Origin of the sequence: Amphibacillus marinus (genome assembly GCF_900110345.1) — a bacterium.
GTDB lineage: Bacteria > Bacillota > Bacilli > Bacillales > Amphibacillaceae > Amphibacillus_D > Amphibacillus_D marinus.
Window position 1 is genome coordinate 213,299 of record NZ_FODJ01000003.1, and the last position, 11,456, is coordinate 224,754.

Consider the following 11,456-nt stretch of genomic DNA (forward strand, 5'->3'; position numbering starts at 1 on the left):
GCTTTGAAAAAAAGAGCGTTATTGAGTGTATCAGATAAAACCAATTTGATTCCATTTGCAGAAGGTTTAGTGAACCATGGCTATGAACTAATCTCAACCGGCGGGACATTAAAGGCATTAACGGATGCTGGGGTAGCCGCACTGCCAGTATCTGATGTTACCCAATTTGAAGAAATCCTTGATGGCAGAGTCAAGACCTTGCATCCATTTATCCATGCGGGCTTACTTGCGCGTCGTAATGATGCTAGCCACCAAGCGCAACTAAATGAACGTAACATTGCACCAATTGATATTGTGGTGGTCAATTTATATCCCTTTAAAGATACCATTGCAAAGCCTGATGTAACCGAGGAAGATGCGATTGAGAATATTGATATTGGCGGTCCGACTATGCTCCGTTCAGCAGCAAAGAATTTCCGTGATGTGACCGTTGTTGTTAATCCCGCGGATTACGACAGTGTGTTAGTTGCGTTAAGTCAGGCTGATGGCTCAGTAGCATTTCGAAAGCGACTAGCAGCGAAGGTATTTCGCCATACAGCTAATTATGATGCACTAATTGCCAATTATTTTATCGAACTGACTGAAGAAAAAGATCCAGAGACATTAACGATAACTTATGAAAAAGTCCAATCCCTTCGCTATGGTGAGAACCCCCATCAGGAAGCAGCCTTCTATCAAGAAGCAAACATTAAGGGCGGCTCAATTGCGCACGCCAAGCAATTACATGGTAAAGAGCTATCTTATAATAATATTCAGGATGCCAATGCAGCCTTGGAAATTGTCTTAGAGTTTAGCGAAGTTCCAGCAGCCGTTGCTGTTAAGCATATGAATCCGTGTGGTGTAGGAATAGGCGAGTCAATTGAGGATGCTTTTGCGAAGGCGTATCAGGCAGATCCTGTTTCAATATTCGGTGGAATTATTGCGTTAAATCGGGAAGTTAATGAAGCGACAGCTAAGCAACTTAAGGATATTTTTCTAGAAATCATCATTGCCCCGAGCTTTTCCCAAGCGGCTCTTGATATGCTAACAGTAAAACCTAATTTGCGCTTGCTTGAAACGCCAATTAAGACAGATCTCCATGACAGTAACAAGGTTGTCAGTGTACTTGGTGGCTTGCTTGTTCAAGGACGTGACCTTGGTCAAATAGAAGCTGACCAGTTAACTGTTGCTACTGACCGTCAGCCGACCGAGCAAGAGCTTAATGAGCTGTTGTTCGCTTGGAAGGTGGTTAAGCACGTTAAGTCAAATGCAATTGTGGTAGTGAAGGATAACCAGACGATAGGCGTTGGTGCTGGGCAGATGAACCGGGTTGGCGCAGCGCAAATTGCTTTTGACCAAGCAGGGGATAAAGCGGTTGGTGCTGTACTTGCTTCTGATGCTTTCTTCCCAATGCCAGATACAATTGAAAACGCAGCGAAAGCAGGGATTAAAGCGGTTATTCAACCAGGAGGATCAAAGCGCGATCAGGATTCGATTGATGCTTGTAACAAACATGGGATTGCAATGGTGCTGACTGGTATGCGTCATTTCAAACATTAGATAAGGTGGTGCACTGAGATGAAAGTGCTTATTATTGGCAGTGGTGGGCGTGAGCACATGCTCGTTAAAAAGGTTAAGCAATCTGCTAAGGTAGCGGAGATTTTTGTTGCACCTGGTAATGCTGGAATTGCCGAGGATGCTAAATGTGTTGCGATTAAAGATGATGCGGTCACTGAACTGCTGGCCTTTGCACAGGAGGCAGCAATTGATTGGACCATCGTTGGACCAGAAGTTCCATTAACTAAAGGTGTTGTTGATGCTTTCCGGTCAGCGGGCTTAAAGATCTTTGGACCAACTAAAGCGGCGGCCTTAATTGAAGGAAGTAAGGATTTCACCAAGGCACTAATGAAGAAGTATGCGATCCCAACCGCAGACTACCAGACATTTACTGACAGCGTAGCTGCGAAGAACTATGTTAAGGCTAAAGGCGCGCCAATTGTTATTAAAGCGGATGGATTGGCGGCTGGCAAGGGAGTCGTTGTTGCTCAAACTGAAGCTGATGCCGTTGCGGCCATTGATTTAATGCTAGAGGCAAATCACTTTGGTGATGCCGGTGCGCGCGTGGTTATTGAAGAATTTTTGGCTGGCACTGAGTTTTCTCTGTTTGCTTTTGTTCAGGGTGAAGCCGTTTATCCAATGATTCCAGCCCGTGACCATAAGCGTGCTTTCGATGGAGATCAAGGGCCTAATACTGGTGGAATGGGGGCATACGCGCCTGTACCTGATTTGGATCCACAGCATGTTCATTTCACTGTCGAGTCGATTCTTAAACCGGTTGCTGCAGCAATGGTAGCGGAAGGACGTCCTTATAGCGGTGTCTTATACGCGGGCTTAATTGAAACTGATCAAGGTGTCAAAGTGATTGAATTTAACGCCCGGTTTGGTGATCCTGAAACACAGGTTGTCCTGCCCTTACTCAAAAATGACTTGATTCAAGTGCTTGAGGATCTTGATGCTGGAAAAGATCCACAGCTAGCGTGGGCGGATGGTTATGCGATCGGTACCGTTGTTGCCTCAGCTGGCTATCCCGGTAATTACTTAAAGGGTAGCCCACTGCCTGATCTTCCAGCTGATCAAGAGTGTTACGTTATCCATGCAGGGACAGCGAACTCAGCTGATGGAACTTATATTGCGAATGGGGGAAGAGTTTTGCTTGTCGGATCGAAGCAGGCTACGCCCGAATTAGCACAACAGTATGTTTATCAATATTTAAGCGTGTTTAATCAAACAGAATCCTTTTTTTATCGAACCGATATTGGTTTTAAACCACGTATGTAACTGGTCATACGTGGTTTTTGTTTTTTTATAGTGAGGTCATAGCAATTGGCAATGGTGAAATATCTACGAATTAGGTAGCTGGGTTTCTATAGCTGATAATAGTAAATATAAGCCATCTATGGTAAAGTGAATGTATAAACCAATGATGAGGAGGCTTTGTATGCGTGACGAAAAGATACTAGAATTAAAGAATTTATCAATAAGCTTTGGTGAGAAACATGTCTTAAAGAATATTAATCTATCCGTTAATCGCGGCCAAATAATAGGCTATATTGGTCCGAATGGTGCGGGAAAAAGTACAACGGTTAAGATTATTCTAGGTTTACTTGATAAGTTTCAAGGTGATGTGTATGTGTTTGATCAGAATATTCGGGGCGGAGCAGTGGATTACAAGCGGCGAATTGGTTACGTACCTGAAAATGGCGAAATTTACGAAGATTTAACAGCACTAGAATACATAAATTTTACAGGGCAAATGTATGGGCTGTCAGAAGAAGATATCACCTTAAAGCTTCAAGGCCTAATGGAAAAGTTTGAAATGGAGCAAGTCATTCATGCTAGAATTGGTACCTTCTCCAAAGGGATGAAGCAGAAGTTGCTCATTATCGCGAGCTTAATACATGATCCTGATTTAATTTTTTTTGACGAGCCATTAAGTGGACTTGATGCAAATAGTGTCATGATTATTAAAGAAATGATGGCACGGTTAGCGAAAGCAGGGAAGACAATCTTCTACTCATCGCATATCATGGATGTAGTCGAAAAAATTAGCGACCGGATCTTATTACTAAACAATGGTGAAATCATGGCAGATGGTAGCTTTGAGGAGTTAAGGGCAAAGAATCAGGAAGGCTCTCTTGAACAGATCTTTAATCAATTAACGGGCTTTGATCAGCATGAGCAGCTCGCTCAGGATATTGTCGATATCGTTCATGGAGCTAATCGCTATGAATGAGGTATTTACATTAAAGATTCTGGATCGCTTTAAGTCTCTCTTTAAGTTACTAAAGGTAGATTACGCTAGTCTACGGCTAATTATAAAGTTTAAGCTAATGATGGATCAACGTCGTGTGCCAACCATTTTGCAAGATGGAAACAGAAGAGCGAAGCCAATGATTAGCCCGTTTGTAAAATCGTTATTGATTTATGCCCTTTATGGCTTGTTTATTATCCCTTTCTTAGTTATGGGAGAGCAGTATCTTTTTCAGATGAGTATTGTCTTTGCAATGATGATGTTTATCTTAATCACATCTATGATTTCGGATTTTTCTTCGGTGTTGCTAGACGTCAGGGATAAAGTTGTCCTTGATACCAAACCAGTTGATGCGCGGACGCTTTCGATTGCTAAGGCCACCCATATTGTCATTTATATGACGCAACTAACAGGGGCATTTCTTGCGATTCCATTTGTTGTCAGTAGTCTTGTGAACGGGTTGGTGTTTAGTCTCTTATTCCTAATTGCAATTATTTTAATTAGTATATTTTGTATTGTGTCGACAGCGCTCTTTTATATGATTGTCTTAAAGTATTTTGATGGGGAGAAGCTTAAAAGTTTTATTAATGCCATTCAGATCTTTTTGACGATTGGCTTAGCAGTCGGCTATCAACTATTTGTCCAAATGTTTAATTTCGTTGATTTTAATTACACGATTAATTGGTCTTGGTGGCATTTATTTTTACCGCCGCTTTGGTTTAGTGCACCATTTGAGATGATTTTGATTGAACAATATACAGGTGAGTTTATTTTAGCTACTATTATAGCGGTAACTCTTCCGTCAGTTTTGTTGGCTATTTATATTAAGTTTATACCAACCTTTGAGCGCAATTTACAGAAATTAATGAGTTCCTCTTCAATAAGGAAGCCTAAAAAGGACCGGTTGAGTAATTGGCTGGCTAAGCTGGTTAGTCGGAATAAGCAAGAGCAGGCCATGTTTGGCTTGGCACGTTCTATGCTCCGACACGAACGAGAATTTAAATTAAAGGTCTATCCATCTTTAGGTCTATCTGCGGTTTTCCCGATCTTTTTCCTAATTTACTTTGAATCAATGTTGGAAACAGGTAGTTATCAATATGGTTATTTGTATGGCTATTTCGCTGTCCTTATGGTACCTCAAGTAGTATATATGTTGAAATATTCGAGTAAAGCAAAAGGGTCTTGGATTTATCGGGTTGTACCAGTTAAGGATGTTAAGTTGTATTATCGGGCAACATTAAAAGCGTTTATAATCCAATTATATCTTCCCATTGTGTTATTAATTACTCTAGTCAATGTCTATCTAACAGGTCCAAGTGTCCTTATTCATTTTGCGGTCATTTTGTTGACAGGGAGCTTGTTTATGGTTATATGCTATTTAACAATTAATCAGGAAAGATACCCTTTCTCTGTGCCATTTACACTCATGGAAACGGCTAATACCGTAAATATGTTTTTGGCATTGCTTATTGCAGGTGCTATGGGTATTGCCCATTTCCTAATTAGTATGGTGCCATTTGGAGTCTATGGTTATGTTGTTCTGTTAATTGTGATACATTACTATGTCTGGAAAAAAACCTTGTAATTTTATTGAGAATCGCTGTCTGAAAACAGACGGCGATTTTTTTTGTGTGGAGTAATTGGTGTTTTGCGTTAACGAGGTGGTGAAATACTCGTCTATATTAACACAACCGCGCTTTGCGTAAACGAAGCAGAGGAATCACTCGTCCAAATTAACGCACCCGGGCTTTGCGTTAACGAAGCAGAGTAATCCCTTGTCCAAATTAACGCACCCGGGCTTTGCGTCAACGAGGCGGTGAGATGTCTTGTCCATATTAACGCACCCGCGCTTTGCGTAAACGAAGCAGAGTAATCCCTTGTCTATATTAACGCACCCGGGCTTTGCGTAAACGAAGCAGAGTAATCCCTTGTCCAAATTAACGCAACTGCGCTTTGCGTTAACAAAGCGGTGAGATGTCTTGTCCATATTAACGCACCCGGGCTTTGCGTTAACGAGGCGGTGAGATGTCTTGTCCATATTAACGCACCCGCACTTTGCGTTAACGAAGCGGTAAGATCACTTGTCTATATTAACACACCCGCGCTTTGCGTAAACGAAGCAGAGTAATCCCTTGTCTATATTAACGCACCCGCACTTTTCATTAACAAAGCGCAGCAATCTCTAACTCTCGTTAATTAACCAAGCAAGTATCTTAATTTAAAAAATCTAGCAAGAAAAAATGAGCAAAATCAAATTAATTGATTTTGCTCATGCTTTTTTATTGATGAAATTGAGGTAAATGCTCTTTGTGAGCTTCCATCATCTCATCAACAATTTGCTTGGCAATTGTGTCAGATGGAGTTAATGGGTTAATCGATAATGCGAGTACGGCTTTATCATAATCACCTGTTACTGCTGCTTCAGCACTAATGCGTTCAAAGGATTTAATTTGTTGCACAAGTCCGCGAACAGCAACTGGAAGGTCACCAATAGAAATTGGTTTTGGTCCTTCCTTGGTAATGATACAGCTCACTTCAACTGCTGAGTCATCAGGAAGGCTAGCAATAGCCCCATTGTTACGTGTGTTTACTGGCTGAATATCTCGTTTATCGTTATAGATTGAGGTAATCAGTCTAACGGCAGCATCTGAATAATAGGCGCCACCACGTTCTTCTAATTGAGGTGGTTTAATGTTTAAGTTAGGATCTTTGTATAGTTCAAATAATTCCTTCTCAAGTTGAAGTACGACCTCAGCGCGTGTTCCTTTTTCTTCTGCTTCTTTTTTCGTTTTTTCAAGCATTTCACGAGATTTGTAGTAATAGTTGTGATATGGACAAGTAAGTGCATTTAAACCGCGAATAAATTCTGGTTCCCAGCCAAGTCCTTTCACGTTTTTAACAAAGCTTGTATTCTCAGGGTTAGTTAGCATATCAATAACTTTTTCCTTGACGCTTACGCCATCTAAGTAAACATCTAAGCCATAAACCATATGATTTAAGCCGGCGAAGTCAATATGCACGCGCTCGTGCTCTACTTCTAAAAGCTTAGCAATACCCATTTCAATTCCAATTGGTACGTTACAAAGGCCAATCACCTTTTCGATATTCGTATAGCGTAAGACAGCCTCTGTTACCATTCCAGCAGGATTAGTAAAGTTAATTAGCCAGGCATCTGGACATAGACGCTCCATATCGTTGCAAATATCAATAATCACTGGGATTGTCCGTAGGCCTTTAAATAAGCCACCTGGTCCATTTGTTTCTTGACCAAGCACATCATATTTTAACGGAATACGCTCATCCTTGGCACGTGCCTCAAGTAACCCGACCCTGAATTGAGTCGTTACGAAATCAGCATCCTTTAATGCAACCTCACGATCTAATGTTAAATGTACTTCAATTGGTAAACCAGCCTTTTCAACCATTCTTTTTGCTAGATTTCCAACGATTTCAAGTTTTTCTTTTCCAGCTTCAATATCCACTAACCATAGTTCAGTAAGTGGGAACTCGTCATAACGTTTAATAAATCCCTCAATAAGTTCTGGTGTATAACTTGATCCGCCACCAATTGTAGCGACCTTAAGTCCTTTAGCCATGTAAATGCCTCCAATTAGTTTGTTATGTTTTTTTACAATGTTAGTGTAACGTGTTTAAGTGATATAAGCTAGTCATTTGCTGATAACGGTATCATTTAACGTGATAAGTCACTAGTTTTTTAAAAGGAACAGGGTGTTTTTTTAGACGAGCTTACCGATACTGGAATCTTTAGAAAAAGCGCAAGCGAACCTCAGCAAACTTTGGTATACTTTAAGTGAAGCATAAACATACATATAATTTTAGAGGTAGGTAATCAACATGATGAAAAGAAGATCCTTAGTTTTTATAGCAATTTTATTTATTCTATTAAGTGGCTGTAATAATGATGCAGAAGCAAACGAGAGTGACGAGCATGCTGGCAAGTCATTTAATCGGGAGTCTGTTGAAAGTCATATTTATTATCCGCTCACAGGTCTGCAAGCAAACTTGGAACCAACAAATCGAATTGTTAGTGTAATGGTTAATAATCATCCTGCTGCCCGTCCGCAAACAGGCTTGTCAAAAGCCGATATTGTCTTTGAAATTCTAGCTGAAGGCCAGACGACGCGTTTCTTAGCTATGTTTCATAGTGAGGTTCCAGAAGTAGTTGGGCCAGTTCGCTCTGCTCGTCCGTATTATTTTAATTTAGCGAATGATTATAATGCTTTATATGTTTACCATGGTGCTGCTAATTTTATTGAAGATATGTTAAGAGCTGGTGCGGCAGACCATTTGAATGGTGCATACTATGATAATGATGGGAATTTATTTAAGCGTGAGTCGTTTCGCGTTGCTCCTCATAATTCTTATTTGCAATTTAATGCAGTGGCGGATGTGGCGATTAATCAAGGTTACCAAATGGAAGCCAGCTATCAGTCACTTGATTTTCTAACAGCAGAAGAGATTTCTGAGTTACAGGGTGAAGCAGCAACTGATATTTCATTAATGTATGGACAAGAGTCGGTCCGGTATCTCTATGATGAACCAGCTGAAAAATACTTACGCTTTAGTGCTGGGCAACAAACGATTGAACTAACAGATGAAACACCGATCCAACTAGATAATGTTTTTATTATTGAAACTACTCATCAGGTTGTTGATCAAGAAGGTAGACGTGAAGTGGATTTACAATCTGGTGGGAACGCCCTGTTACTGCAAAAGGGGCAGCTACAACGGATTCAATGGGAAAACCAAGGAGGTAGGCTGATTCCGGTTAGAGAGGGTGAGCCAGTCGGTTTGGTCCCAGGACAGACTTGGGTTAATGTCATTCCAACAGATCCAGGATTGTCAGGTGTAACAGGATTAGAATAGGGGGATTAAACAATGCAAATTGATAAACTGCGTGGTGAGCAATTGGATCAATTATTTGATGCGATGTTAACCTTGAAAAATCGTGAAGAATGCTATCAATTTTTTGATGATATTGCCACGATGAATGAGATCCAAGCTTTAAGTCAACGGCTGACAGTGGCAAAGATGCTCCATGAAGGGCAGACTTATCATGCAATTGTGGAGAAGTCACATGCTTCAACCACAACTATTTCGCGAGTGAAGCGTTGTTTAACCTATGGAAGTGGTGGTTATCAGACAGTGCTCGAACGTTTAGCAAAGCAAGGGGGAGAAGTAAATGGTTAGATTCGGAGTGATTGGGACAAATTGGATTACTGAACGGTTCCTTAGTGCAGCTGCTGAAGTTGATGACTTTCAGCTAACGGCTGTTTATTCAAGAACAGAAAAGAAAGCACAGGCTTTTGCAGAGCAATATCAGATTGCACATACATTTACTGATCTGATTGAGTTTGCGCAAAGTGACAGGTTTGATGCCGTTTATATTGCGAGTCCGACAGCCCTTCATGCTAGTCAATCAATTTGTTGTTTGGAAAATGGCAAGCATGTATTAGTTGAAAAACCAATTGCATCAAATCAAGCAGAATTTGAGCGAATGGTAGAAGCTGCTAAGTCAAATCAAGTTTTGCTTATGGAGGCTTTGAAAACGACACATGTTCCTAACTTTACCGTTATTAAAGAGCAGCTTGAACGAATTGGCCCCGTGCGTCGGGTTGTGGCCAATTTCTGCCAATATAGCTCTGACTATGACGCTTTTAAAGAAGGTATTGTCTTAAATGCATTTAAACCAGAGTTGTCGAATGGTGCCCTTATGGACCTGGGTGTTTACACGGCATACCCTTGTGTAGCATTATTTGGTGAGCCTGAATCGGTTCATGCCGACGTCTATCTGCTGTCTTCTGGTGTTGATGCCCACGGTACCATGACGCTCAAATACCCAGGACTCATTGTTGACTTAATGTTTTCTAAAATTACCACCTCCAGAATTCCATCAGAAATTCAAGGTGAGCGTGGCACCATTACAATTGATAAGCTAAGTAACATGACGGGCTTAACCCGAATTGATATGGATGGAACAAGCACAGACATTGCAGTATATCAAAAAGAAGCAACCATGTACTATGAGCTCGATCACTTTGTTAAACTTATTCTTGCCGGTCAAACAGAGAGTGGAACAAACAGCTTTGCTACTTCACGCCAGACCATACGTGTGCTCGATCGAGCCCGTGCGTCAGTGGGCCTTGTTTTTCCTGCTGATCAAACGTAGGGGTAAATGGTTATATTGATGAATATTTATTGCTCCCAGGACGTTTTTTGATCTCGCTCCAGCAAGCAATTGCCTCCCGGTGTCTTTTTCCTTTGTTCTTAGGGTCAGCAAAAAAGTCACGAATAAATTGATTGTATTCAAATTGAGGGCCGATTTCTTGCTGGTATGCGGGATCTTCTTTTCGCTCCTGCTCTTGATACCAAGCAGCTACAGCATCGCGATAGGTTTTTCCAATGTTACTTTTAAAATAGTTTTGAATATATGTAGAAAAATGAAAAGTAGGAATAACGGTCTTGAAAAAAGCTCTTACGTGTTGACTACAGCGATGATCATCACTAATAATTGTATCCAAACTTAATTGAGTCTCTGCTTTCGATTGACTACTTGGCCTTGGTTTTCTAATCGGTTCTTTTATTTCTCCTGACCGAAGAAAAGTTTCAATTCTCTCCGCAAGCTCTACTTTTGAACCAGTAGCACTTATGCCATACTGTCTACAAAATGATTGCAACTCTTTTTTTAACCAATAAAACTCCTTGAAATGATCTATACTAATTGCTCTTGTTAGGTTTTGCCTCAATGTTAATACCTCCATATTTACTTTATCATAGAACTAATGTTCTTGTTTGTCAAAAAAATGCTGTTATTTTAAAAATAGAATAGCAATAAGTTTAAAAATTGATATTCGAAAAACAGCAATAAAACTTCACCGTTTAATGGCTGTTTTTGTTATACTTAGAGATAGAAAATTTTTAAATCAATTAGCTAGAAAAGATAGGGGGCTTCATGTTGTATAATCGACAAGCATGGAAGCATGTATTTAAATTAGACCCAGCAAAAACGCTAACTGATGACCAGTTAGATCAAATATGTGAATCAGGAACAGACGCCATTATTGTTGGCGGAACAGATAATGTCACCTTAGATGGCGTGCTTGATTTAATGAGTCAAGTTCGTCGCTACACAGTACCCTGTGTACTAGAAGTATCCACTCTACAAGCTGTCACACCAGGCTTTGATTTTTATGATATCCCGATGGTGTTAAATAGCCAGGATAAAAAATGGATGATGGATGTCCAGCATCAAGCAATTAAAGAATTTGGTCATATGTTAAATTGGGACGAGCTTGTAACAGAGGGCTATGTTATTATGAACCCCGATGCAAAAGCTTACAAACTCACCAACTGCTATTTACCGAATGAGAGTGATGTAATTGCTTACGCACAAATGGCGGAGTACATGTTTAGATTACCGGTTTTCTATTTAGAGTATAGTGGTATGTACGGGGATATCGAACTGGTTAAGCAGGTTAGACATGTTTTAAAACAGACGCAATTTGTTTATGGTGGTGGCATTACAACTGTGGAGCAGGCAAAGGAAATGGCCCAATATGCGGATACCATTGTTGTCGGCAATAGTCTGTATGAGCAGTTTGCTGAAGCAATTAAGACGGTAGCGGCAGTAAAAGAGAAATAAGGG

General features: G+C 40.5%; 10 protein-coding genes. 8 read left to right on the plus strand and 2 right to left on the minus strand.

The window, feature by feature from the left end; translation table 11 throughout:
- The first annotated feature begins 3 nt into the window (after positions 1 to 3).
- The 4 genes from purH (at position 4) to BM000_RS06625 (ending at position 5,375) form a co-directional block, all read left to right on the plus strand.
- Positions 4 to 1,539: a bifunctional phosphoribosylaminoimidazolecarboxamide formyltransferase/IMP cyclohydrolase gene (gene purH / locus BM000_RS06610; protein WP_091496089.1), complete on the plus strand. Its 1,536-nt coding sequence runs from the start codon at positions 4 to 6 to the stop codon at positions 1,537 to 1,539.
- Between the two features lie 18 nt (positions 1,540 to 1,557).
- Positions 1,558 to 2,817: a phosphoribosylamine--glycine ligase gene (gene purD, locus BM000_RS06615; protein ID WP_091496091.1), complete on the plus strand. Its 1,260-nt coding sequence runs from the start codon at positions 1,558 to 1,560 to the stop codon at positions 2,815 to 2,817.
- 160 nt (positions 2,818 to 2,977) lie between these two features.
- On the plus strand, positions 2,978 to 3,772 hold the full coding sequence (locus BM000_RS06620; protein WP_091496093.1) for an ABC transporter ATP-binding protein: 795 nt from the start codon (positions 2,978 to 2,980) through the stop codon (positions 3,770 to 3,772).
- On the plus strand, positions 3,765 to 5,375 hold the full coding sequence (locus tag BM000_RS06625) for a hypothetical protein (protein ID WP_091496095.1): 1,611 nt from the start codon (positions 3,765 to 3,767) through the stop codon (positions 5,373 to 5,375). Before BM000_RS06620 ends, BM000_RS06625 begins: the two co-directional genes overlap by 8 nt.
- Positions 5,376 to 6,069: 694 nt before the next feature.
- Here BM000_RS06625 and BM000_RS06630 read toward each other — a convergent pair.
- Positions 6,070 to 7,386 carry a 6-phospho-beta-glucosidase gene (locus tag BM000_RS06630; protein ID WP_091496097.1) on the minus strand — a complete coding sequence of 439 codons (1,317 nt, stop codon included), beginning with the start codon at positions 7,384 to 7,386 and terminating at the stop codon, positions 6,070 to 6,072.
- Positions 7,387 to 7,645: 259 nt separating this feature from the next.
- Here BM000_RS06630 and BM000_RS06635 point away from each other — a divergent pair, with 259 nt between their 5' ends.
- From BM000_RS06635 to BM000_RS06645, 3 genes are read left to right on the plus strand one after another with little or no spacing between them, the layout of a single operon-like run.
- Positions 7,646 to 8,677: a DUF3048 domain-containing protein gene (locus BM000_RS06635; RefSeq protein ID WP_342708157.1), complete on the plus strand. Its 1,032-nt coding sequence runs from the start codon at positions 7,646 to 7,648 to the stop codon at positions 8,675 to 8,677.
- A gap of 12 nt (positions 8,678 to 8,689) precedes the next feature.
- Positions 8,690 to 9,001 (plus strand): YerC/YecD family TrpR-related protein, encoded by a 312-nt coding sequence (locus BM000_RS06640; protein WP_091496098.1) that lies wholly within the window; start codon positions 8,690 to 8,692, stop codon positions 8,999 to 9,001.
- Positions 8,994 to 9,980 carry a Gfo/Idh/MocA family protein gene (locus BM000_RS06645; protein WP_091496100.1) on the plus strand — a complete coding sequence of 329 codons (987 nt, stop codon included), beginning with the start codon at positions 8,994 to 8,996 and terminating at the stop codon, positions 9,978 to 9,980. Before BM000_RS06640 ends, BM000_RS06645 begins: the two co-directional genes overlap by 8 nt.
- Before the next feature lie 10 nt (positions 9,981 to 9,990).
- On the opposite strand, the gene BM000_RS06650 is transcribed toward BM000_RS06645, so the two are convergent.
- The gene (locus BM000_RS06650) at positions 9,991 to 10,557 is read right to left on the minus strand and encodes a DUF6434 domain-containing protein (protein ID WP_091496102.1); all 567 of its coding nucleotides are present in this window, start codon (positions 10,555 to 10,557) and stop codon (positions 9,991 to 9,993) included.
- 209 nt (positions 10,558 to 10,766) lie between these two features.
- Between BM000_RS06650 and pcrB the strand changes: the two genes are divergently transcribed.
- Positions 10,767 to 11,453: a heptaprenylglyceryl phosphate synthase gene (pcrB, locus tag BM000_RS06655; protein ID WP_091496104.1), complete on the plus strand. Its 687-nt coding sequence runs from the start codon at positions 10,767 to 10,769 to the stop codon at positions 11,451 to 11,453.
- The last annotated feature ends 3 nt before the right edge of the window (positions 11,454 to 11,456 follow it).

Bases quoted from the DNA above. Each gene is read 5' to 3' on its own strand.
- BM000_RS06640 (WP_091496098.1), top strand. From the start codon at position 8,690: ATGCAAATTGATAAACTGCGTGGTGAGCAATTGGATCAATTATTTGAT.
- BM000_RS06625 (WP_091496095.1), top strand. From the start codon at position 3,765: ATGAATGAGGTATTTACATTAAAGATTCTGGATCGCTTTAAGTCTCTC.
- BM000_RS06635 (WP_342708157.1), top strand. From the start codon at position 7,646: ATGATGAAAAGAAGATCCTTAGTTTTTATAGCAATTTTATTTATTCTA.
- purD (WP_091496091.1), top strand. From the start codon at position 1,558: ATGAAAGTGCTTATTATTGGCAGTGGTGGGCGTGAGCACATGCTCGTT.
- BM000_RS06630 (WP_091496097.1), bottom strand. From the start codon at position 7,386: ATGGCTAAAGGACTTAAGGTCGCTACAATTGGTGGCGGATCAAGTTAT.
- BM000_RS06645 (WP_091496100.1), top strand. From the start codon at position 8,994: ATGGTTAGATTCGGAGTGATTGGGACAAATTGGATTACTGAACGGTTC.
- BM000_RS06620 (WP_091496093.1), top strand. From the start codon at position 2,978: ATGCGTGACGAAAAGATACTAGAATTAAAGAATTTATCAATAAGCTTT.